Below are 22,855 nucleotides of genomic sequence, written 5' to 3' on the forward strand. Positions count from 1 at the left end.
GCATGACCGAGGCCCCCTCACGTTCCGTTGCACGACAGGCGCAGGCACCCCCGGTGCCCGCGCCTGTCGATCTCCCATGGCAGGAAGCCCATCCGTTGGAACCGGAGTCGTTACGGGCGCGCCATGGCGGGGGTGGTGGGGAAAGTCTCTGAGGACATCGCAGCCCGTCCCTCCGGTAGATGTGCGGTGCGGCGGAGCCGGGTTGCCGCACCGTCTACCAGTTGCCGCGCCCGCCCCGAAGGTTGCCCCGGATCGGGAGGTTTCCCGGATCTTTTTTCTCGACCGGTGTTCTCGCAGCTCAGATGGTTACGCGACCGGGGCGGGGACGTCGGCGAGGCCGGCGAAGAGGTTGTCGAAGACGGCCGCGCGGTCGAAGCGCATCGCGTACGCGCGGGCGCGGGCGGCCCGGTCGGCGCGCTCGGCGGGGTCCATCGACACAGCGAGGTCGATCGCGTCGGCGAGGGCCGCGCGGTCGGCGGGCGCGACCTCGATGGCGTGCTCGCCCACGGCCTCGGGGATGCCGCCGGTGCGGGTGGTGATGACGGGGCCGCCGCCGGCGAGCATCTTCTCCACCAGGGCGATCCCGAAGGTCTCGACGAACTCCGGGCGCGGCTTGGACGGCAGTGCGTATGCGGCGCAGCCGTTCATGAGCAGCGGCTTCTCGTCGTCCGACACGTCGGAGAGGAACAGGACCCGCTCGTCGCCCTCGGCGAACACCTTCGTCTCGGCCAGCGCCGGGCCGGTCCCGGCGATGACGAGCCGGTGGGTCTTGTAGGCGAGCGAGTCGCGGTGGGCGGCGATGAGGTCGTCGGCGCCCTTCGCGGCGGCCACGCGCGAGAGGAACAGGACGTACTTGTCGCGTTCGAGGCCGCGCGCGGCGAGGGCCGCGTCGACCGCCGCCGGGTCGATGCCGGTGTACAGCCCGGCGTCGACGGCCGGGTAGGACACCTGGACGCGCGCGTCGACCGCGGCGGCGAAGGACGTCCCGCAGGCGCGGTCGACCTGCGCGGCCTCCTCGACGATGAGGTCCTTCGTGTACTGCGACACCGCGACGCACCGGTCGTTCGCGAGGTACGTGGTGAACAGCGCGGCCGCGGCCCCGAGCTCGCCGCGCGCGAGGCACCCGCGCACCACGTTGGTGATGTCGGAGCCGACCGCCTCCGCGATCGTGGTGACGTCCGCGTCCATGCCCGCGGCGCGCACCGTCCGGAGCGCGTCGACGACCGCGTTCGCGTGCGGGGACAGGTACATCGACATGCACACGACCGGCACGCCCCCGGTGAACAGCTCGACGAGGCGGCCGGTGAGGCCGAGGAGGTGGCGGCCGTCGGGGACCCGGTAGTCCCCGACCGGCCCGGGCCGCTCGACGGTGATCCCCGCCGAGTACGGCAGGAGCTCGTCGAGCGGTTTGAGCGGCAGCCCCGCCGCCTGGAGCGCCTCGATCGGCCACGTCACGATGCGCACGTCGTCGAAGCCGCGCGTGAGCGCGACCTCCGCGAGGCCGCGGGCCTCGGTGGCGTGGCCGCAGATGACGGGGTCGGCGCGGACGACGATGATCAGGCGGCGGGACTGCTCGGTCACGGTAGGAACTCCTGGAAGCGGGCCCCCGCGTCCCGAGCGTGGTCGGTGCGGTCGGAGGCGGACGGCGGGCGCGTCTGCGTCGCCCAGTCGGAGGGGTGCGCGCCGAGCTCGATCTCCAGCCGCCCGCCGCCGTGCAGCTGCGTGCCGGTGATGAAGCTCCGGTCCAGGGGCTTCCCGTCGAAGCGGGCGGACTGGACGTACCGCGGGGCGGCGCCGCGGGCGTCCTCGCCGATCCCCGACTCGGTGTGGCCGGTCGTGACCACCTCGAAGTCGTTGCCGCCGAAGCGCAGTCGCGCTTCGGCGAACGCGGGCGCGTTGACGAGGAACAGGTTCTGGCCGGCGACGGGGAACAGCCCCAGCGACGCCCACACGTACCACGAGGACAGGGCCCCGGAGTCGTCGTTCCCGACGAGCCCGCCGCGCCCGGTCCCGAACTGGTACGTCAGCGCGGCGTGGACGACCTCGGCGGTGCGGTCGGGCCGGCCCGCGTAGTGGTAGGCCCAGGGGGCCTCCATGTCGGGCTCGTTGTTCAGGCCCTCGAACCGGTCGAGGTCGAGGCCGATCGCGAACTCGGTGCCGAACGGGGGCGTCCCGAGCTGCACGACCGGGTCGGCGCCGAACCCGAAGAACCGGTCGAGGATCGCGGTGAACTCCTTGTCGCCGCCCGCGAGGTCGATGCGGGCGGCCATGTCGTACAGGAGCCGGAACGAGTAGTTCCAGCGCCCGCCCTCGTAGAAGGAGGAGTCGCGCAGCAGCCCGTCGGGGCCGAACGCGTTGATCCAGTTGCGGGCCTTCGCCTCCAGCTCGTCGGCGAGCTTGAGGTCGCCCAGGCCCCGGGCGACGATCGCGGTGCACCAGTAGCCGGTGGCGAGGTCGAGGGTGTGGCTGATCGGGTGGACGACGCCGCGCTCGGTGAAGTCCTCGCCGTAGCCGCGGCGCAGGTCGTCCTGCATGTGGACGAGCGCCCAGTCCCATTCGGGCCCTTCGAGTCCGAGCTGGAACCCGTCCGCGAGCACGGTGTGCGCGAGCGCCGACGCCTGCCGGAAGAACCGGTCCGAGCCGCGGGCCATCCGGTAGCCGATCGGGAGGTTCCCCTCCTCCTCGGCGATCCGCACGATCGCCTCCAGCATGTCGGCGCCCTTCGCCGGGTTCAGGGCCGTGAGCAGCGGGAACTGGGTCTTGTACATGTCCCACATGGTCGCGATGTCGAACACGAAGGGGCCCTTGGAGGGCCAGAACGGGCTCTCGTCCTGGGCGAAGCAGGGCTTGATGAGCGAGTGGTAGAGGCTCGTCGCGAACACCTGCCGCCGCTCGGGCGTGCCGCCCTGGACCTCGACCTGCGAGAAGTAGTCCGACCACGCCTCGCGGGTGTCGGCGAGCGCCTGGTCGAACCCGGCCTCGCCGGGGAGGGCCTGCTCCAGGTTCCGGCGGGCCTGCTCGGTGCCGCGCATGGAGAAGCCCATGCGGATCTCCACGACCTGGCCGGCCCTGGTGGGGCCCATGAACATGAGTCCGAAGGGGCGCAGGGTGGTGCGGCGGATGTAGTCGAAGTCCAGGCGGGTGCCGCCGTCGACGCGGCGCCGGTCGTACCACACGAGCTGGCGCCACCCGGGCGCGTCGGTGTCGAGGTAGACCGAGAGCGGGATGCCCTCCATGACGACGGTGCCCTGCGCGCTGCCCTGGCCCAGGCTCTCGATCCCGGCGCGGAGCGGGACCGTGGTCCCGTGCTCGATCGCGAGGCCGCCGTAGGAGAAGTCGAGGACCACGCGGGAGGAGGAGGACTCGGGGAACGTGTACCGGTGGACGGCGGTCTTCGCGCCGACGGTGAGCTCGCAGCGGATCCCGTTCTCCAGGGTCGCGGCGTAGTACCCGGGCGACGCCTCCTCGTCGCGCAGCCGCCACCGGTTCCCGAGCGAGTCGAGCGGCTCGATCATGGGGGTGACGCGGAAGTAGTTGTAGTACTTGCGGATCGCGCCGGTGCCCGACTGCTGGAAGTGGGTGAAGCCGCTGGCGAGGTAGTCGTCGTACATGCGGGTGGGGGCGCCCTCGGTGGAGATCCCGTAGAGGCCGTAGCCGGTGGGGTAGGCGCCGGAGCACGCGCACGCCGAGACCATCCCGAGCGGGTAGCACGCGCCCGGGTGGGTGTTCCCGACCTGGGCCTTCGGCCACCACCAGGAGGCGGCCAGCCCCTGCGCCGCGGGCAGGTCGGTGGCGGCCGTGCCGATGAAGGGGTCCACGCTGTCCAAGATGCGACTGAGATTAGAGCTCATTCGTCACATCCTCGTTACAGCCGGATGAACGCGCAAGCGTTCACAGGGACTTCGCCTAGAATCCCGGGCCCGGCCGTCCAGAATGCACACTTCGGCCGCTTTCGCGGCCCGGCCGGCGCAGTCGCGGCGGTCGCCCGCGGTGCGGGCTTGGTACGGCAGGCCCCACCCCGTTTCGGGCGGTGAGCGTCAATGCGTCAGGGCGCGAATGAAAATACCGTTCTTCACATGAGCACTGCCCCCGTCATCACGCCCCATCGCCCCCGGCACTCCGCGCGGACCTCCGCGGTCGGGCGCGCCGCCGACCTCGCCGGCGACGCCGGCCTCGCCCTCACGCATGGGGGCCGCCGCTGGCACCGGCCGCTGCTGGTGCTCGGGATCGCCTGCGGCGCGGTCGCCGTCCTGTCGCTGGCGGCGATCCCGTTCGACGACCGCCAGATCCTCGGCGAGAGCGTCTGGATCAAGTCGTTCAAGTTCGGCTTCTCCTTCTTCACCTACTGCCTCAGCCTCGCCTGGCTCCTGTCGCACATGACGAGGCTGCGGCGCACCGGCTGGGTCTTCGGCACCGTCTTCGCGGTGATCAGCGCCGCCGAGGTCGGCGTCATCGTGGCCGCCGCCGCGATGGGCACCTACAGCCACTTCAACGCCTCGGACGACGCGTTCAACCAGGTCGTGCAGATGGCGTTCCAGTTCGTGCCGGTCATGTTCCTCGCGAACGCCGCCATCGCGGTGCTGGTCCTGTTCCAACGCATCGGCGACCGCGCCGTGACCGCCGTGATCCGCTGGGGCCTGCTCCTGTCGAGCCTGGGCATGTTCGCCGCGTTCTTCATCGTCACCGTCGGCGGCCAGGGCCAGCGCACCCAGTTGGACGCCGACGGGAACGAGATCCCCCTGAACGCCGGGCACGGCGTGGGCGACCTCGACGGCAACGGCATGTTCCTCACCGGCTGGTCGACCACCGGCGGCGACATGCGGGTCGCGCACTTCATCGGCCTGCACGGCATCCAGGTCCTCATCGGCCTCGCCATGCTCCTCGGGTTCCTGGCGGCCCGCCGGGTGTGGCTGCGCGACGACCGGGTCCGCGCCGCCGTGGTCCGCTGGAGCGCCGCCGGGTACCTCGGGGTCTTCGCGACCGCCGGCTGGCAGGCCGTGCGCGGCCAGTCCTTCGCCGCCCCCGACGCCGCCTCGATCGCCGCCTACGCGGCCTCGGTGCTCCTCGCCGCCGCCGGGATCGCGGTCACGGTCGCGAGAGCCCGCAGGGCCGCCGGGACCGCAGCGGCGGCGCACCCCGCACTCGGATAACGCTTGCGACCAGGAATTGCACCCAGGCCGGGACCGCCGTAGGCTGGTCCCGGCCCGGACCCGTCTCCTGGAAGCAGCAGCCACATGGAACCCTTGCGACCCAAGCGCCTCAGCCCCGGCGACACCATCGCGATCGCGGCCCCCTCCGGGCCGCGCATGCCCCACCGCCGCGACCAGCTCGACGCCGCGACCGCGGTCCTGGAGGACCTGGGGTTCGCCGTCCGCCGCACGCCCCTGGTCGAGGAGGCCGCGCACCACTTCTGGCGCGCCGCCCCGCCCGAGGTCCAGGCCGCCGAGCTGAACGGGCTCCTGGGCGACCCCGAGGTGCGCGCGATCCTCCCGTTCTCCGGCGGCAACGCCACCACCGCCTACCTCGACCGCATCGACTACGACGCCGTGCGCCGCGACCCCAAGCCGCTCCTGGGCTTCAGCGACATCACCGCCCTCCACCTCGCCCTCCACTCGCGGACCGGCCTGGTCGGCATGCACGCCGACTTCGCCCCCGGCCTGAGCGGCCGCTTCTGGGAGGACGCGACGCCCGAGCGCCACCTTGTGGTCCGCGGCCTCCTCGCCGGCCTGCTCACCGGCGCCGTCACCGAGGTGTCGCTCCCGGCCGAGAACACCTGGGAGACATGGCGGCCGGGCCGGGCGACCGGACGGCTCGTCGGCGGCCTGCTCGACCGGCTCCTCAACGTGCAGGCGTCGCCGTACGCGCTCGCGCCCGAGACCTGGGACGGCGCGGTGTTCTTCTGGGAGGACGTGGGCCGCAACCTCGGCCACGTGTGGAACCAGCTCCACGTGCTGCGCATGTCCGGGGTGTTCGACCGCATCGGCGCGATGGTCGTCGGCATCCCGCTCGACGTCGCCATCCCCGCCGACGCCCCGTTCGGGCCGGTCTCGGTGCGGGACGTGGTGCTCGACGTCGCCGCCGACTACGGTTTCCCGATCCTCGCCGGAGTCGACTTCGGACATACCGGTCCCAATCTGCCGATGCCGATCGGCACCCTGGCCGCGGTGGACGCCACGTCGCGCGAGCTGCGGCTGCTGGAGTCGCCCGTCGCCTAGACACTTCTTGCACGAACGGGTTGCTGTCGCAATTCCGGCCGCCGGAGTGGTTGCTTTCTTGTGGACCTTCGGGCACGGTTGGTAGACATGAAGATCCGAACGGCCACCCCCGCAGACGCAGACGAGATGGTCCAGGTCCGCACCGCGTCCTGGCGCGCGGCCTACGCCGGCCTGGTCGACGCCGACGTGCTCGCCGGGCTGCCCGAGGAGGCGTCCGAGCGGTACGTGCGGCACCTCGCGCAGAAGCGGCCGCTCGAACTGGCACTCGTGGCGGAGAAGGGCCCGTACGTGATCGGGTTCGCCGTGTTCGCCTGGGACCGCGACGAGGCGGCCGAGGAGGACGCCGGGCCCGGCGTCCCCGGCGAGGTGCTGTCGATCTACGTCCACCCCGACCACTGGAGCCGCGGCGCCGGCCGCGCCCTCATGAACGAGGGCGTGCGGTGGCTGACCGAGGAGGGCCTGACGCCGGTCCGGGTGTGGATGATGGAGGGCAGCGAGGTCAGCCGCCGCTTCTACGAGCGGTACGGCTTCGCGGCCGACGGCGCGCGCAAGACCGTCGAACTCGGCGGCGCGTCGTTCCCGTGCGCGCGGCTGACGCTCCAGAAGGACGCCGCGGCGGCCTGAACCGGGCCGGAACGGGTCCGGCCCGGCCGGCGCTAGCGGACGACGTCGAAGACCTGCTTCTGGATGCCGTTCGCGTACGCCTCGTGCTCGACGAGCTCGAGTTTCACGGCGTCCTGGTCGGCCGCGGAGAACAGGCGCTTGCCGGCGCCGAGGAGCTTGGGGAACACCAGCAGGTTGTAGCGGTCGACCAGGCCCGCGTCGGCGAGGCTCTGGCCGAGGGTGCCGGAGCCGTTCACGATGATCGGCTTGCCCTCGCCCTCCTTGAGCGCGGCGACGTCGTCGACCGAGCGCAGGATCGTGGCGGGCCAGCGCTCGTCCTCCTCCTTCAGGGTGGTGGAGACGACGTAGCGGGGCATCGAGTTGTAGCCCGCGAACTCCTCGGTCATGGAGGGCCACACCGGCGCGAACGCCTCGTAGGAGCGGCGCCCGAGCAGCAGCGCCCCGGCCTCCTCCTGCTCGGCGCCCTTGAGCGCGTACGCCTCGGGGACGAACTCGATGTCCTTGAAGGTCCAGCCGGTGTTGCGGTACCCGGCCTCGCCGCCGGGGGCCTCCATGACGCCGTCGAGGGAGACGAACGCGGTGACGATGAGCTGGCGCATGTGCGTGCCTTTCGGTTCGGTGGTGTCGGGCTCTCCCCCACTATGACGACGGCCCCCGACAGTATTCATCGCGAACCTGAAATCTCCTTAAGGGAGTTGCAGCCGGGCGAGGACCGGGGCGTGGTCGCTGCCGCCCTTCCCCAGGACCTCCCAGTCGAGGACGGCGACGCCGTCCTCGGCGAGGACGTGGTCGAGGGTGACGGGCGGGATCTTCACGAACCCGAAGTACCCGTCGCTCGTGGGCTGCCAGGTGGGGGTCAGGCCCTCGCCGAGCGCTTCGGCGGCGTCGGTGTACCCGTCGGCGAGGAGGCCGCGCATGTTGTCGTGGTCGAGGGTGGCGTTGAAGTCGCCGGCGAGGATCCACGGGGCGCCGCCGTCGGGGCGCGGCATGTCCGCGAAGTCCTCCTCCCACAAGGGGATGCGCTCGCGGGAGGCGGGGGCGGCGGTGTGCACGGCCATGAACCGGACGGCCTCGCCGCCGAGGTCGACCTCGGCGCCGATCTGGTAGAAGATCCCCTCGCGCCCGACGGTGTCGATGCGCTCGATCGGGTGCGCGGCGTACAGTCCGGTGCCGACGGCGAGGTCGTCGGGTTCGAGGATCGAGTGGGGGAGCAGGTCGCCGAGGCCGAGTTCGGCGAGGCGGTCGGCGGCGCCGGGGGTGAGCTCCTGGACGCTGAGCAGGTCGGGCGCGTGCTCCTCCACGAGGTCCACGACGCGTTCGAGGTCGGTCTGGCCGACGTAGAGGTTCACTGACATGACGGTGAACTCGGTGCCGGCGGCTTCGGCGGGCGCGTCCTCGACGACGCGCGGGAGGAGCACGGCGCCGAGGGCGAGCGCGCAGGCGCCGGTGGCGGCGAGCGCGGCCCAGTGCCGGACGGCGGCCTGGATCCCGGCGGCGGCGAGGGCGCCGATCGCGGCGTAGGGGACGAACGCGACGGTGGTGACCAGGAGCCAGCCGGTCTCCAGGCCGAGGAGGCGGACGAGCGTGTACGCGGCGACGCCGGCGGTCCCGGCCCAGGAGAGGGCCCGGAGCCAGCGGGACCGCCACCAGGGCCGCCGGGCCCGCTCGCCCGGTCGGGGGCGCTCGTCGGTCGCGGCGGCGGTGTCCGTCTCTGTCATGGGCCCGAATCTAGCCGCCGGCGTCCACAGTCCCCGGGCGCTCGGGTGTCCGGGGCCCGGGTGTCCGGTGGTCCCGTCGTTCAGGCGAGGAGGTCGAGGCGGGGCCGGATCGCGGCGGCGAGGCCGTGCAGGTCGGGGCCGGTGTGGGCGTCGAGGAGCCCGGCGAGGGCGGTGAGCGCGGTGTGGAACTCGTTGCGGCCCAGGCCGGTCGGGTGGGTGGCGGCGATGCCGGGCGGGGGCGGGGCGCCGGCGTTCTCGACGGTGACGGCGCCGAACGCCGGGTAGGTGAGGCCGAGGCGGGCGGCGTGGAGCTTCCAGAGGTGGTCGCGGGCGTCGGTGAGGGAGCGCAGGGCCCGCCACGGGTGGTCGCGGTGGCGGTGCCGGGCGGCGTCGCCGAGGTCGATCCACGCGAGGAAGGTCCATTCGCGCACCTCGTCGCCGCTGGGCGTCCAGTGCCCGGGGTCGAGGGGCGCGGCGAGGCGGCCGGTCTTGTCGAGGACGGCCCTGGACTGGGGGGCGAGTCCGGCGCGGGCGGCGGCGTCGAAGAGGACGAGGGAGAGCTGGCGGCCGTCCTCGTAGACGCAGACGAAGTGGAGGAGCCCGCCGATCCGCTGCTCCAGCGTGGCGGCGAGCGGCGCGAAGGCGCTGATCGCCGCCAGGGTCTCGGCCGCGCGCGGGTCGGGGCCTGTGGGGGTGGGATGGTCGGAGGCGTGGTCGTCGGGGGCAGCGTCTTCAGGGGCAGGAGCTTCAGGGTCGTGGTCGTCAGCGGCATCGCCTTGGAGGGCGCGGCCGTCGAGAGCGTGGTCGTCAAGGCCCGTGACGCCGATGCCCGCGTCGACGTCGGAGTAGGCGTCGCCGGCGCCGCGGCCGAGGGACCCGCCGAGCTCGACCCACTCGACCCAGTCGGTGTCCCGGGCCCAGTCGTGCAGGGCGTCGACGATCGCGCGCGGGTCGGGTCCCATGGCCGTGTCCTTCCGGTGCGGTTGACCCGCAACGGTACCGAGTGCAGCGGACCGGGTTCAGGAGCTCGGGCGCCATCCTTCGGGCGGGTCCTCGCCGACGCGGCCGTCGACGGCCTCGCGCAGGAGGTCGGCGTGGCCGGTGTGGCGGCCGTACTCCTCGATGAGGTCGCAGACGATGCGGCGGACGCTGAAGTGCCCGCGGCCGGGCCACTCCCAGTGCGCGGGCTGGTCGAGGCCGCCGTCGGCGACGATGGCGGCGAGGCGGTCGCGGGAGCGGGCGACCGCGGCGTCCCACAGCCCGTACAGGTACTCCGGGCTGTCGTCGGCGGCGGTCGTGAACTCCCAGTCGTCGGTGTCCTCCAAAGGCGCGGACACCCACGGCTCGCCGGGGCTCTGACCGCGCATCTTCCACGCGAACGTGATGTCCTCGACGCGCGCGAGGTGCTTGAGGAGCCCGCCGATGGTCAGGTTCGAGGCCCCGATGCGCAGGTTCAGGCCGGCGCTGTCGAGGCCGTCGGCCTTCCACCGGAAGGTCGTGCGGAGGCGTTCGAGCATCGCGAGGAGGTGCTCGGACTCGGTGCCCGCGAGGGGCGGTTCCCACGGAACTGGTTCGGTCATGCCCGACACGGTAGCGCCGGGCACCGACAACCGGGGCCGATCAGAGCGTGTCCGCGAGCGAGACGACCTCGACGTCCATCGACGAGTTCGCCGGGAAGTCGATCACCGAGGGCGCGACGCCCGCGGCGACGAGGTGCGAGCCGAGGGCGGCGACCATGGCGCCGTTGTCGGTGCACAGCTTCGGCCGCGGGTAGCGCAGGACCAGGCCCGCGGCCTCGGCGCGCTCGGTGGCGAGGGCGCGCAGGCGCGAGTTGGCCGCGACGCCGCCGCCGAGGAGGACCGTCTCGACGCCGTGCTCCTTCGCGGCGAGGATCGCCTTCCTGGTGAGCACGTCGCAGACGGCCTCCTGGAACGCGGCGGCCACGTCGTTGACGGGCACGTCCTCGCCGTCGGCGCGGCGCGCCTCGATCCAGCGGGCGACGGCGGTCTTGAGCCCGGAGAACGAGAAGTCGTAGCGGTGCTTCTCCTGGTCCTTCGCGGCGGAGAGGCCGCGCGGGAAGTCGACGTACGCCCGGTCGCCCTCCTTCGCGGCCCGGTCGATGTACGGGCCGCCGGGGAACGGGAGGCCGAGGAGCCGCGCGACCTTGTCGAACGCCTCGCCCGCGGCGTCGTCGATGCTCGCGCCGAGCTGCGTGACCTTCCCGGCGAGGTCCTCGACCATCATGATCGTGGAGTGCCCGCCGGACACGAGCAGCCCGATCGCCGGTTCGGGGATGGGGCCGTTCTCGAGCGTGTCGACGGCGATGTGCGCGCTCAGGTGGTTGACGCCGTAGATCGGGACGCCGGTGGCGATCGAGTACGCCTTCGCGGCGCCGACACCGACCATGAGCGCCCCGGCCAGGCCCGGACCGGCGGTGACGGCGATGCCGTCGAGGTCGGCGAGGGTCACGCCCGCGTCGTCCAGGGCGCGCTGCACCGTCGGCACCATGGCCTCCAGGTGGGCGCGGCTGGCGACCTCGGGGACCACGCCGCCGAAGCGCGCGTGCTCGTCGACCGAGGACGCGATCGCGTCCGCGAGCAGCTCGTGCCCGCGCACGATCCCGACACCGGTCTCGTCGCACGAGGTCTCGATGCCCATCACCAAGGGTTCGTTCTTCACAGGTCCATCCTCATCACGGCGGCGTCGGTGCCGGTGTGCTGGTAGTAGTTCTTGCGCACGCCGATGCCGTAGAACCCGTACCGGTCGTACAGCCGCTGGGCCGGGGCGTTGTCGACCGCGACCTCCAGGAACACCGACTTCGCGCCGCCCGCGCGGGCGCGCGCGAGCAGGTCGTCCATGAGCATCGCGGCGATCCCGCGCCGCCGGTGCGCCGCGTCGACGGCGATGTTGTTGATCCACGCCTCCGCGTCGCCGAACGCGGTCCCGGCATATCCCGCGATCCGGTCCCCGTCGGCGCCGTCGAGGACGGCCCGGTAGTCGTGCCCGGCCGCGAGCTCCGACCACAGGACGCCTTCGCTCCACGCCTCCGGCCCGAAGATCGCGGTCTCCATCCGCGCGATCGCGGACAGGTGCCACCAGCGCACCCGCTCGATCCTCAAGTCACCGTTCATCACGTCAAGCTGTACCACGCCGGGGCGCGGTCCGGCCTCGGCGGCCGTCACTTCCCACTGGCGGGCTGGGCGTCCGGGCGGCGCAGGTACAGCGGCGTCAACTGCTCGCTCGGCGCGCCCGACAGCAGCCGCGGCGCGGCCAGCTCCACGAGCTTCACCAGGTCGGGGTACACCGCCTCGGCCTCGGCGGGCACCGCCAGCTCGGCCGCGTACTTCGCCGCGCCCTCGCCGATCGCGTAGTCCGCGCCGGTCTCCGGGAGCTCCGCGGGCTTGCCGACCTGCGGCTCCCCCTCGCGCAGCCCGTCCTCGTACACGGCCCAGTACACCTCTTTGCGGCGCGCGTCGGTCGCCACCAGGGCCCGCCCGCGCGTGTTCCCGCCGATCCCGTCGAGCGAGCACACGCCGTACACCGGGACGCCCGCGCCGTCGGCGAACGCCGCGGCCGTGACCATCCCGACCCGCAGGCCCGTGAACGGGCCCGGGCCGACCCCGGACACCACCGCGTCGACGTCCTTCGCGGTCCACCCGGCGTCCGCCAGGCACGCCTCGATGAACGGCCCCAGCTTCTCCACATGCCCGCGCGGGTCCACCTCGCGCCGGAACGCGGTCAGGAACAGCTCCGCGTCGAACGCGGCACCGTCCACGACGACCAGCGCCGCCTGCACCGCGGACGTGGACGTGTCGAGCGCCAGCACCTTCATGCGGCCGCACCCACCGGCAGCCCCAGCGACGCGAGCCGCGCCGCCCAGTCGCCGCCGCGCGCGTGCAGCACCGCCTCGCGGACCTCGTCCGCTCGCCGGTCGATCGCGATCTCCAGGTGCGACTCCGCGAGGCGCTCGGCCAGGCCCGCGCCCCACTCGACCACGGTCACCGCCGCGTCCACGTCGGTGTCCAGGTCCAGGTCGTCCAGCTCGTCCAAGGTCTCCAGCCGGTACGCGTCCACGTGCACCAAAGGCACCCCCGCGCCCCCGGCGCGGTGCGAGCGCGCGATCACGAACGTGGGGCTGGTGATCCGCCCCTCCACGCCCAGACCCGCGCCGATGCCCTGCGTCAGCGCCGTCTTCCCGGCCCCGAGCGGGCCGGTGAGGATCACGAGGTCGCCCGCCCGCAGCACCGCTGCCAGGCGCAGCCCGAACTCGTGCGTGTCCTCGGCTGTCCGGAGCGTCAGCCTCACGTCTCACTCCTCTTCTGCCGCACCGGCGGCCACTGCACGCCGGCGCCCGTATCCGAAATCCGCACCCGGTCAGGGGAGCGCGCGGCCCCGCGAGAACGGCTTCCAGCGGCGGTACCGCACCTGCCCGGCCCCCGGAGGCACCGCCTCCGGACGCTGCGGGCCCTCACCCATCTCGGCCGCGACTTTGTCGATCATCTCCAACAACAGTTGTGAGATCTCACCAGGGTACTCCAGCTGCGGCGAATGCCCCGCCTCGGCTATGAGCTCCAATCGCGACCCCGGCAGCGCCTCCGCCAGCCGCCGCGAGTGCCCCGGCGGCGTCAACGGGTCGTCGTCCCCCACCGCCACCAGGATCGGCAGCCCCTTGAACTGCGGCAGCACCGCCGTCGAGTCGTGGTCGAGGATAGCGCGCGCGTACCCCACGATCGACTGGATCGAGGTCCGCCGGTTCATCCGCTCCACCAGCGTCACGATCGACCCCGGCGGATTCGGCGACCGGAACGCCGCCTTCCGCGTCAGCAGCCACCCCAGGTCCCCCGCCAGCAGCCGCGACCGGTCGATCAGATCCGGCGTCCACCCCGCCACCTGCTGCAGCATCGGCAGCACCGTCCGCCGCAGCCGCCGCAGCGCCCGCATCGCCTTCGTCTCCACCGTGTCCAGCCCCGCCGCGCTCGTCGACAGGAACGCCACGCCCCGCACCCGCTCCCGGAACACCTCCGGGTAGAGGCGCGCGAACGCCATGATCGTCATCCCGCCCATCGAATGCCCGACCAGCACCAGCGGCCCCCGCGGCGCCGCCTCCTCCAGCACGTCGAACAGGATCTCCGCCAGATCGTCGATCGAGTACTCGGTCCGCACCAGACCGCTCGACCGCCCGTGGCCCGGCTGGTCGTACAGCACCGCCCGCAGCCGCAGCCCGCCCCGCACCGCGTCCGCGATCGCCTTCCGCTGGAAGTAGAACGTCCCCATGTCCTGCATGTAGCCGTGCACCAGCACCACCGTCAGGTCCGCGTCCTCCGGGCCCGCCGTCTCCACGTGCACCGACGCCCCGTCGCGCGTCTCCACCGTCCGCACCGAGTTCGTCGGCGGCATCTCGAACGGCTCGTGCGCGTACGGATCCGACGACGACGCCCGCGTCCGCCGCGCCACGTACCGCGGCACCCCGTACGCCAGCGCCGCGCCCACCGCCACACCGCCGGTGATCCCGCCCGCGACCGCCCAGGCCCGCGCCCGCCGCGAACCGCGGCCCTCCGCTGCGCCCATCGCCTATTCCAGACCCCGGTTCCACAACCGGGGGATCCGCGCCCCCAGCCCCGTCAGCACGTCGTTCGGGATCGTCCCCGCCCACGCCGCCCAGTCGTCCGCGTCCGGATGCTGCTCGCCCGCGCCGATGAGCACCACCGGCTCGCCCGCCTTCACCGCGTCGTCGCCGCAGTCCACCACGAACTGGTCCATGCAGATCCGCCCGATCACCCGCCGCCGCCGGCCCGCCAGGTACACCTCCGCCTTGTTGGAGGCCGCCCGCGGAATCCCGTCCGCGTACCCCAGCGGCACCAGCGCCACGTTCGTGTCCCGCTCCAGCACGTGCGTGTGCCCGTACGAGATCCCCGACCCCGCCGGCAGCCGCTTCACGCTCATCACCCGCGACCGCACCTCGATCACCGGCCGCAGGTCCACCGGGAACCGCGGCACCGGGTTGTACCCGTACAGGGCGATCCCCGGCCGCACCATGTCGAAGCGGGTCTCCGGGTCCGCGATCAGCGCCGCCGAGTTCGCCAGGTGCCGCACCTCCGGCTCCAGCCCCGCCGCCGCCACCGCCGCCAGGTACCGCCCGAACGCCTCCTTCTGCGACGCGTTCGCCGGATGCCCGATCTCGTCGGCGCACGCCAGGTGGCTCCACGCCCCCGCGACCGCCACCAGGCCCGCCGCCTGGAACTTCGCCGCCGCCTCCGCGGCCTGCTCCCACTCGTGCTCGGCGACCCCGCCGCGCGACATCCCCGTGTCGCCCTTCAGGTGCACGCGCGCCGGCGTCCCGGCCCGCTCGCCCGCCGCGGCCGCCGCCTCCAGCTGCGCCAGCGACGACACCCCCAGGTCGATCCCGGCGGCCACGGCCTCCGCGAGCCCCGGCTGGTCCGGCGCGAAGAAGAACGCCATCACCGGCGCCTGCTCCAGGCCCGCCGCATGCCGCAGCTGCCACGCCTCCCGGAGCGTCACCACGCCCAGCCGGTCGGCCCCGGCCTCGACGGCGACGCGCGCCGCCGGGACCATGCCGTGCCCGTACGCGTCGGCCTTCACCATCGCCATCATCGGGACCCCTGCGACGCGCGCCAGCGCCTCGACGTTGTGCGCGAGCCGCCGCCAGTCCGCGCTGGCCTTCGCCAGTCCGGACATGCCGCCGTTCACCGGTTCGGTCAGGATGCGGTAGTTGTCCATCGCCACGGCTCAAGAGTACGTGGCTCCGGATGCGCGCCGCCGCAACGCACCCGCGGCGGCCGGACCGCGCATCCCGGGCGAAACGGGACGCGCGGCCGGGCGCCTGCGGCGGGTCTAGGCGGCCTCGGCGCGCACGGTGCGCGCGGCCTCCACGAGCCCTTCGAGCGCGGGCACGACCTCCTCGTAGCGGCGGGTCTTCAGCCCGCAGTCGGGGTTGGCCCAGACCCGGCCGGTCCCGAGCGCGGCGACGGCGAGCCGCAGCGCGGCGGCCATCTCGGCGGCGCCGGGCACGCGCGGGGAGTGGATGTCCCACACGCCCGGCCCGACCCCGCTCGCGTACCCGGCGCGGCCGAGGTCGGCCACGACCTCCATCTTCGAGCGCGACGCCTCGATGGAGGTCACGTCGGCGTCGAGCGCGGCGATCGCGTCGATGACCACCCCGAACTCGGAGTAGCACAGGTGCGTGTGGATCGAGGTCTCCGGCCGCACCCCGGAGGTGGCGAGGCGGAACGAGCGCGTGGACCACTCGCGGTAGGCCGCGCGCGGGGCCTCCCGGACGGGCAGGAGTTCGCGGAGCGCGGGCTCGTCGACCTGGATGATCGCGGTGCCGGCCGCTTCGAGGTCGGCGACCTCGTCGCGCAGGGCGAGGGCGACCTGGTCGGCGGTGTCGGCGAGCGGCTGGTCGTCGCGCACGAAGGACCACGCGAGGATCGTCACCGGGCCGGTGAGCATGCCCTTGACGGGCTTGTCGGTGAGCGACTGCGCGTAGGAGGTCCAGGGGACGGTCATGGGCGCGGTCCGGGCGACGTCGCCGAACAGGATCGGCGGGCGGACGCAGCGCGACCCGTAGGACTGGACCCACCCGGCGGCGGTCGTGGCGAACCCGGTGAGCTGCTCGGCGAAGTACTGGACCATGTCGTTGCGCTCGGGTTCGCCGTGGACGAGGACGTCGAGGCCGAGCTTCTCCTGCTCGGCGATGACGGCGGCGACCTCGGCCTTCATGCGGGCGTGGTAGTCGGCGTCGATCATGAGGCCCTGCCGGTGGGCGGCGCGGGCCTTGCGCAGCTCGGCGGTCTGCGGGAACGAGCCGATCGTGGTGGTCGGCAGGGGCGGCAGCGGCACGCGTTCGGCCTGGGCGGCGCGGCGGTCGGCGTAGGGCGTGCGCCGGTCGGCGTCGGCGCCGAGCGCGGCGAGGCGCTCGCGAACGGCGTCGTCGCGCCAGGCATCGGGTGTCGCCTGACGGGAGGCGCGCGGGCCGTCCGGGTCCGCGAGCGCGGTGATCTCGGCGAGCTTCTGCCGCGCGAATGACAGCCGCGCGAGCAGCTCAGGTTCGAGCGCCGTCTCGGACGACAGGTCCACAGGGACATGCAGGAGCGAAGAAGAAGAGGAGACCTCGACCCGGTCGCTCACAGCCCGAACCCGCTCGATGAGCCGGGCGGCCTCGTGCAGGTCAGTGCGCCAGATGTTGCGCCCGTCGACCACTCCGGCGAGGACGAATGTTTCACGTGAAACATTCAGGGCCTCAAGTGCTTCGAGGTCCGACCGGCCGCGCACCAGGTCGAGGGCGATGCCCTCCACCCCGGCGTCGAGGAGCACCGGCAGGGACTCGCCGAACGGCCCGTAGCCGCCGGCGACCAGGATCTCCGCGACCCCGACCAGCCGCCGGTACGCCGCGGCCACGACCGCCAGCTCCTCCGCGGACCGGTCCGCGGCCAGCGCGGGCTCGTCCAGCTGGACCAGCCCGGCCCCGGCGCGGCCGAGCGCGGCCAGGATCTCGGCGTAGACCTCCACCAGGTCGTCGATCCGGTCGAGCGGCCGGAAGCCCTCGGGCGCGCCGTCCTCGGGCTTCGCGAGCAGGAGGAACGAGACGGGGCCGACGAGCACGGGCCGGGCGTCCAGGCCGCGCTCGCGCGCCTCCAGGAACTCGGCGACGGCCTTCTCGGGCCGGGCCGCGAACGCGGTCGACGGCCCGATCTCGGGCACGAGGTAGTGGTAGTTCGTGTCGAACCACTTGGTCATCTCCAGCGGCGCCGCCTCGGCGTCACCGCGCGCGGCGGCGAAGTACGAGGCGAGCGCGTCGCCGCGCCGGTGCCGGGGCGCGACGGCGTCCACCGCGAACGCGGTGTCGAGCACGTGGTCGTAGTAGGAGAAGACGCCGGTCGGCACCGAGTCGAGCACGGACAGGTCGTCGAGCATCTCGGCCCGGACCGCGGCGGCGGCCCGTTCCAGCCCTTCGGCGTCGAGCCGCCCGGACCAGTGGGCCTCGAGCGCGCGCTTGAGCTCGCGGTCGGATCCGATGCGCGGATATCCCAGCGCCGTGGAGCGCACGGCGATGCGGTTGTTCGTCATGTGTCAGTTCCCTCGAACATGCGACAGCGGGGCCGCGCGCGCTCGCGCGCGGGACGCGGGCAGGTATTCGGACTCGGGGGCGCGCCGTCGCCGGCACCTACTCCCCGCCGCTTCCCAGACCCTCGCGGGCCCAGTGCTCATGGCGGGTTCCGTTCCCCCTCACCGCTGCGGGGCAGTCCTGGATTCGCACCAGATTCCCTCTTGGCCGCGGCGAAACCCACGCCGCGGAACCAGCGTCGAATGCGATGGTACGGGCGCGCCGGGGCGGCCCGGGCGCCTCGGCCAGAGTGTGAGAACCGGCGCCGGCCCCGGAGGAGCGGCGGGTAGGGTCCGTCCCGGGCCGGGACCGCGGCCCGGGACGCGTTCGAGGAGGATTCGATGAGCAGGAAGACCGCAGTCGTCACGGGAGCGAGCAGCGGCATCGGCGCGGCCACCGCGCGGGCGCTCGCCAAGGCCGGCTTCGACGTGGTCCTGGGCGCCCGCCGGGCCGACCGGCTCGCGGAGGTCGCGGCCGAGTGCGGCGGCAGGGCGCTCCCCCTCGACGTCACCGACGAGAGCTCGGTGGCCGCCTTCGTCGAGCAGATCGACCGATGCGACCTCATCGTCAACAACGCGGGAGGGGCGTTCGGCCTCGACTCGATCGCGGGCGCGGACCTCGACGCATGGCAGCGGATGTACGACGTGAACGTCCTCGGCACGGCCCGGATCACCAAGGCGCTCCTGCCGAAGCTCATCGAGTCCGGCGACGGCCAGGTCGTGGTGGTCGGCTCGATCGCGGGCCACCAGCCGTACCCGGGCGGGGGCGGCTACAACGCGGCGAAGCACGCCGAAGCGGCGATCACGCGGGTGCTGCGGATGGAGCTGCTCGGCGAGCCGGTGCGGGTGTGCGAGATCGACCCGGGCATGGTCGAGACCGAGTTCAGCCTGGTCCGCTTCGAGGGCGACCAGGACCGGGCCGACGCCGTGTACGCAGGGATGACCCCGCTCGTCGCCGACGACATCGCCGACACGATCGCCTGGGTCGCCACCCGGCCCGCGCACGTCAACATCGACCAGATCACCATCACCCCGAGGGACCAGGCCGGAGCCCAACTGGTCCACCGCCGCCAGTAGCCCTGACCAGCGACGCCGCAGAGTTATCCACAAGTACGTTCTTCGTGTTCGCCACCGCCCCGCCCCACCTGTTGTAGTGGATAGCAAAAACGTCATCCGCTGTCGGCGGGATGGCGGCGACACAAGGGGATTCGCGAAACGTCGCTCCATACCGAGGCCCGAACGGCGCGGAAGCCATCCGCGCTCGGGTCCCCGCCGATACACCTGCTCCGCGCGGAGCACCGCGGGCGGTCGGCCTGACGAGGCCGACCGCCCGCACGAACACCACTTCCCGCCCTACTCGGCCAGGGTGAAGACCGGGGAGGTCCACTCCTCCCAGTGGTCCGGGTCCTCCGGGTCGCCCAGGGCCTTGAGGACCTTCACCGTGAGGGTCCAGCGCCCGGGTTCGAGTGCGCTGGGCCGTTGTTCGACCAGGTCCTCGAGGTGGATCCCCATGGTGTCGTCGGGCCCGGGGGAGCGGGGGAGGAACGACTCGGGGTCCCATTCGACGGTCTCGTCGGTGTCGGCGTTCGCCGCCGAGACCTCCAGGGCGGCCGGCTGGTGGCCCAGGTAGACCAGGGCCGCCAGGTCGGGGCCCTCGGCGAGGCTGAAGGTCTCGCCGTCGACCAGGTCGCGGTACTCGAACTCATGGGTGTCCGGGTCCTGGGCGACGATCGCCGCCAGGCGCGGGAACTCGGGGTGTTCGAGGACCGGGATCGACAGGTAGTCGCCCTGGTAGCCCGAGTAGGCGGCCGTCAAGGACTCGCCGCCGCCTTCGGGGCGGGCGGTGATGCGGCCGCCGAAGACGCTGCCGATGGGCAGGTCCGCGCCGGGTTCGACCGTGACCTCGACGGTGGCGGACTGGCCCGGGTGCAGTCGGAGCTCCTGGGGTGCGAAGGTCACCTCGGGTTCGGCGGCGCTGAAGCCCGGGTCGCGGTCGTCGCCGGTGGTGGCGATCGTGGACCGGTGGGTCAGCGTGTAGTCCCGGGCGGTCCGGTCGCGCGAGGTCAGGGTCAGCTCGAAGGTGCGGGGCCCGGTGCCGTCGCCGACGTTGACGCCCGCGGGGTACAGGCACGCCTCGGCGTCGAGGGCGTCGACGATGTCGATGACGCCGGTCCCCTGCCGGTGGGCCGCTTCGAGTTCGCCGAGGTCCGGGTTGTCGCCCCACGGGACCGGCTTGGCCGAGTTCGCGAGGCGGGTGCGGAGGTCGCGGGGCTCCAGGCGCGGTTCGGCGTCGAGGAGGAGCGCGGCGGCGCCGGCCACGTGCGGGGAGGACATCGAGGTGCCCGAGAGCGCCTCGTACGAGCCGTCGGCGACGGGGACCGTGGACCAGATGCCGCCGCCCGGGGCGGCCACGTCGGGCTTGAAGGCGAGGTCGGGGGCCGGGCCGTAGGCGGTGAAGCTGGAGGCGAGGCCGCCGCGGGGCAGTTCGACGAGGACCGTCTCGCCCGCGAACTCGAGCACCGGGGCCTCGCCGATCGCGGCGAGGTCGCGGAGGTCCGTCCCGTCGGTGTCGGTGACGGCGATGATCGGGACCCCGAGGTCCTCGATGCCGCCGCCGCCGAAGGGGCCGGGCCGGTCGTTGTAGACGACGACGCCCGTCGCGCCCTCGGCGACGGCCCGCTCGTACTTCTCCTTGAACGTGCAGGTGCCGCGCACGATGAGGGCGGTCTTCCCGTCGACGTCGGATTCGGAGGCGTCGTCGGCGCACGCGCGCCCGAGCCAGGCGAGCGGCGCCGTCGCGGTGCCGGTCTCGGGCTCGGGGGACTCCTCGATGGTGCGGTAGCCGATGCGGCGGTCGAGCGCGGGCACGTATGCGGCGTCCATGCGCTGGGCCGGGTTGTCGGTGGAGGCCACGGCGATCACGTCCTCGCCGACGCCGGGCGCCGAACCGGAGTAGACCCCGGTCTCGCCGTCGTTGCCCATGGAGGCGACGACCGCGACGCCCTCCTCGGTGAGCCGGTCGGCGGCCTTCGCGGTCGGGTAGCCGGGCCACTGGTACGACTGGCCGAGCGAGAGGTTGACGACGTCCATGCCGTCCTCGAGCGCGGTCTCCAGCGCCTGCATGATGACCTCGGCGCTGGTGGAGCCCTCGCAGCCGAAGACCTTGTACGCGCCGAACTCGACGTCGGGCGCGACCCCGGTGACCTCGCCGTCGGCGCCGACGATCCCGGCGACGTGGGTGCCGTGGCCGCCGCAGTCGGCGGGGTCGTCGTCGGGGTCGGGCTCGCTCAGCTCGGGGTCGTCGGAGTCGAACTCGTCGCCGACGAAGTCGGTGCCGTACGCGACCCGGCAGCCGGGGCCGAAGCAGCCGCCGAGGTCGGGGTGGGTGTAGTCGATGCCGGTGTCGATGACGCCGACCTTGACGCCCTCGCCGGTGATCCCCCGCTCGTGGGCTATGTCGGCGCGGGTGGTCTGGATCGCCTGCGCCAGTTCGGGGACGGCGGCGGATTCGGTGATCTGCTCGAAGCGGGCGGGGCCGGTGAACACGACGTCGGACCAGACGCGCTCGACGAGTCCGAGCTGCCCGAGGCGCCGCGCGGTGGCGGGGTCGGCCTCGACCGAGACGCCGTTCCAGATCCGCTCGAAGTCGTGCCGCACCTCGAAGTCGAGGTCGCGGGCCTCGCCGAGCGCCGACGCGTCGGCGCCTTCGGCGAACTCGACGAGCCACACCTGCGCGGGCCCGTCCTCCGGTTCCGCTTGCGCCGCAGGCGCGGCGAGCGCGAGGAGCGGCAGTGCGACCGCGGCGGCGAGGGGCCGCCGCCAGGCGGGCGGGAGGGGTCGGAGCGTGCGGAGGCCCGGCATAGGGGTCCCTTCGTCTCGCGCCCGCCGGGGGTTCGCGGAGGCGCCCGGGAACCCCCGGCGGGCAGATGTGGCAGGACCTTCGATCGTGGGGCATGGGGCGCGCCGAACCGTGGATTTGCCGCGCGGCGCGAACGCGTGTCGGCCCTCGGCGGCGTTCAAGAAGGCGGTCGGGACGGTCGCCGCGTCCCCCGACGGTCCGCGTCAGAATCCGAGCAGGTGCGCCAGTCCCGCGCCCGCGAGTCCGGCGCCGAGGCCGCAGCCGAGGTTGAGGGCGATGTTGGCGGCGGCGCGGAGCACCCGGCCGGTCTGGGCGAGTTGCAGGGTCTCCCACGACAGCGTGGAGTACGTGGTGAGCGCGCCGCAGAAGCCGATCGCGAGGAGCGCGGTCCAGGCGGGTCCGGTGGCGGCGACGGCGAGGAACGCGGCGAGGCCGGAGCCGGCGGTGTTCACGGCGAGGGTGCCCCAGGGCATGGCGCGTCCGAGGTAGTGGGCGGCGACGATGTCGGTGAGGAACCGGGCGGGCGCGCCGACGGCGGCGCCGAGCGCGACGAGGAGGACCGTCACCGCAGGCGCCTCCCGATCGCGCGGGTGGCCCAGGCGCCGAGCGCCGCCGCGGCCAGCGCGGCGGCGAGGGTGGTCGCGGCGTAGACGGCGGCGAGGAGCACGGCGTCCGCGGCGGCGGCGCGGCCGATGCCGACGATGTAGGTGGAGAAGGTGGTGAAGCCGCCGAGGACGCCGACGCCGAGGAACGGCCGGAGGTGGCGCCGCCCGGGGGCGATCTCGGTGGCGGTGACCATGACGGCGCCGATGAGGAGCCCGCCGATGGTGTTGGCGAGGAACGTGGCGGTGTCGAAGCGCCCGGGTTCGGGCGGGAGGAGCAGCAGGAGTCCGTACCTGGCGAGGGAGCCGATGACGCCGCCGAGGGAGACGGCGGCGAGCACGGTGACCGGGACGGCGCCGAGCGCGTCGCGCAGGGGCGGGCGCGGGTCCGGTGGTCGGGGAGTTGCGGGCACGCAGTGAATGTAGGCCCGGTCCGCGGGCCGGTGCCCGCCGGGTTTATTCCGGCGGGGCGGTCCGTATGCGATCCCTCACCGGGTCTTGCGCCCGAAATGCGAATGACGCTACCGTTGACGGTGATGAGGTACACCGTCACTAACCAGTTCCTGACACGCAGGCGTCATCTCGACTTCTGCCGCGTGTCGACCGTGCTCTGTCGTTAGTACCGCCGATCCCACCGGCCGGCTCGCCGACGTTCTCATCTTCCCCGCTGGGTCCGAGCCCGACCCGCATCCCTGTCGCTGACACGGCGCGCCG

Annotated in this window: 20 protein-coding genes and 1 riboswitch; of the genes, 4 read left to right on the top strand and 16 right to left on the bottom strand. The window is 73.4% G+C overall.

Going from position 1 to position 22,855, the window contains the following annotated elements; all coding sequences use genetic code 11:
• Positions 1–306: 306 nt before the first annotated feature.
• Positions 307–1,581 (bottom strand): glycosyltransferase, encoded by a 1,275-nt coding sequence (locus BLS99_RS22165; protein WP_091053916.1) that lies wholly within the window; start codon positions 1,579–1,581, stop codon positions 307–309.
• Entirely contained in the window at positions 1,578–3,851 is a 2,274-nt protein-coding gene (locus BLS99_RS22170; RefSeq protein ID WP_091053917.1) for a glycoside hydrolase domain-containing protein, read from the bottom strand. The genes BLS99_RS22165 and BLS99_RS22170 overlap by 4 nt, the downstream gene beginning before the upstream one ends.
• Before the next feature lie 225 nt (positions 3,852–4,076).
• Here BLS99_RS22170 and BLS99_RS22175 point away from each other — a divergent pair, with 225 nt between their 5' ends.
• From BLS99_RS22175 to BLS99_RS22185, 3 genes are all read left to right on the top strand, one after another.
• Positions 4,077–5,150 carry a hypothetical protein gene (locus BLS99_RS22175; protein WP_143034908.1) on the top strand — a complete coding sequence of 358 codons (1,074 nt, stop codon included), beginning with the start codon at positions 4,077–4,079 and terminating at the stop codon, positions 5,148–5,150.
• 84 nt (positions 5,151–5,234) lie between these two features.
• On the top strand, positions 5,235–6,215 hold the full coding sequence (locus BLS99_RS22180; RefSeq protein ID WP_091053918.1) for a S66 peptidase family protein: 981 nt from the start codon (positions 5,235–5,237) through the stop codon (positions 6,213–6,215).
• Between the two features lie 87 nt (positions 6,216–6,302).
• A complete protein-coding gene (locus BLS99_RS22185) occupies positions 6,303–6,839 on the top strand; it encodes a GNAT family N-acetyltransferase (RefSeq protein ID WP_091053919.1) in 537 nt (178 codons plus the stop codon).
• Between the two features lie 32 nt (positions 6,840–6,871).
• Here BLS99_RS22185 and BLS99_RS22190 read toward each other — a convergent pair whose 3' ends face one another.
• The 11 genes from BLS99_RS22190 to metE all read right to left on the bottom strand — a co-directional run bounded on the left by BLS99_RS22190 (position 6,872) and on the right by metE (position 17,644).
• Positions 6,872–7,438, bottom strand: coding sequence for a dihydrofolate reductase family protein (locus BLS99_RS22190; protein WP_091053920.1), 567 nt, complete (start codon positions 7,436–7,438; stop codon positions 6,872–6,874).
• 87 nt (positions 7,439–7,525) lie between these two features.
• A complete protein-coding gene (locus tag BLS99_RS22195) occupies positions 7,526–8,557 on the bottom strand; it encodes an endonuclease/exonuclease/phosphatase family protein (RefSeq protein ID WP_143034909.1) in 1,032 nt (343 codons plus the stop codon).
• A gap of 80 nt (positions 8,558–8,637) precedes the next feature.
• Positions 8,638–9,519, bottom strand: a complete 882-nt coding sequence (locus BLS99_RS25840) for a hypothetical protein (RefSeq protein ID WP_143034910.1) — start codon at positions 9,517–9,519, stop codon at positions 8,638–8,640.
• A 57-nt stretch (positions 9,520–9,576) separates the two neighbouring features.
• Entirely contained in the window at positions 9,577–10,137 is a 561-nt protein-coding gene (locus BLS99_RS22200) for a mycothiol transferase (protein WP_091053922.1), read from the bottom strand.
• A 40-nt stretch (positions 10,138–10,177) separates the two neighbouring features.
• The gene (gene tsaD / locus BLS99_RS22205) at positions 10,178–11,236 is read right to left on the bottom strand and encodes a tRNA (adenosine(37)-N6)-threonylcarbamoyltransferase complex transferase subunit TsaD (RefSeq protein WP_091053923.1); all 1,059 of its coding nucleotides are present in this window, start codon (positions 11,234–11,236) and stop codon (positions 10,178–10,180) included.
• Positions 11,233–11,688, bottom strand: a complete 456-nt coding sequence (gene rimI / locus BLS99_RS22210) for a ribosomal protein S18-alanine N-acetyltransferase (protein WP_091053924.1) — start codon at positions 11,686–11,688, stop codon at positions 11,233–11,235. Before rimI ends, tsaD begins: the two co-directional genes overlap by 4 nt.
• Positions 11,689–11,735: 47 nt before the next feature.
• A complete protein-coding gene (gene tsaB / locus BLS99_RS22215) occupies positions 11,736–12,389 on the bottom strand; it encodes a tRNA (adenosine(37)-N6)-threonylcarbamoyltransferase complex dimerization subunit type 1 TsaB (protein WP_091053925.1) in 654 nt (217 codons plus the stop codon).
• Positions 12,386–12,862 carry a tRNA (adenosine(37)-N6)-threonylcarbamoyltransferase complex ATPase subunit type 1 TsaE gene (tsaE, locus tag BLS99_RS22220; protein WP_245712371.1) on the bottom strand — a complete coding sequence of 159 codons (477 nt, stop codon included), beginning with the start codon at positions 12,860–12,862 and terminating at the stop codon, positions 12,386–12,388. The genes tsaB and tsaE overlap by 4 nt, the downstream gene beginning before the upstream one ends.
• Before the next feature lie 69 nt (positions 12,863–12,931).
• Positions 12,932–14,125, bottom strand: coding sequence for an alpha/beta fold hydrolase (locus BLS99_RS22225; RefSeq protein ID WP_091053926.1), 1,194 nt, complete (start codon positions 14,123–14,125; stop codon positions 12,932–12,934).
• Positions 14,126–14,128: 3 nt separating this feature from the next.
• Positions 14,129–15,253: an alanine racemase gene (alr, locus tag BLS99_RS22230; RefSeq protein ID WP_091054091.1), complete on the bottom strand. Its 1,125-nt coding sequence runs from the start codon at positions 15,251–15,253 to the stop codon at positions 14,129–14,131.
• 156 nt (positions 15,254–15,409) lie between these two features.
• Positions 15,410–17,644, bottom strand: a complete 2,235-nt coding sequence (gene metE / locus BLS99_RS22235) for a 5-methyltetrahydropteroyltriglutamate--homocysteine S-methyltransferase (RefSeq protein WP_091053927.1) — start codon at positions 17,642–17,644, stop codon at positions 15,410–15,412.
• A 41-nt stretch (positions 17,645–17,685) separates the two neighbouring features.
• Positions 17,686–17,894, bottom strand: a riboswitch (cobalamin riboswitch).
• A 128-nt stretch (positions 17,895–18,022) separates the two neighbouring features.
• Between metE and BLS99_RS22240 the strand changes: the two genes are divergently transcribed.
• A complete protein-coding gene (locus tag BLS99_RS22240) occupies positions 18,023–18,757 on the top strand; it encodes an SDR family NAD(P)-dependent oxidoreductase (protein ID WP_091053928.1) in 735 nt (244 codons plus the stop codon).
• 276 nt (positions 18,758–19,033) lie between these two features.
• Here BLS99_RS22240 and BLS99_RS22245 read toward each other — a convergent pair whose 3' ends face one another.
• The 3 genes from BLS99_RS22245 to BLS99_RS22255 all read right to left on the bottom strand — a co-directional run bounded on the left by BLS99_RS22245 (position 19,034) and on the right by BLS99_RS22255 (position 22,554).
• Positions 19,034–21,541 (bottom strand): S8 family serine peptidase, encoded by a 2,508-nt coding sequence (locus BLS99_RS22245; protein ID WP_091053929.1) that lies wholly within the window; start codon positions 21,539–21,541, stop codon positions 19,034–19,036.
• A 201-nt stretch (positions 21,542–21,742) separates the two neighbouring features.
• Complete coding sequence (locus BLS99_RS22250; RefSeq protein WP_091053930.1) at positions 21,743–22,105, bottom strand: fluoride efflux transporter FluC; 363 nt, start codon at positions 22,103–22,105, stop codon at positions 21,743–21,745.
• Entirely contained in the window at positions 22,102–22,554 is a 453-nt protein-coding gene (locus tag BLS99_RS22255; RefSeq protein WP_245712372.1) for a fluoride efflux transporter FluC, read from the bottom strand. The genes BLS99_RS22250 and BLS99_RS22255 overlap by 4 nt, the downstream gene beginning before the upstream one ends.
• Positions 22,555–22,855 lie beyond the last annotated feature (301 nt).

This window comes from Glycomyces sambucus, from assembly GCF_900102815.1.
In the GTDB taxonomy this organism is placed as follows: Bacteria; Actinomycetota; Actinomycetes; order Mycobacteriales; family Micromonosporaceae; genus Glycomyces; species Glycomyces sambucus.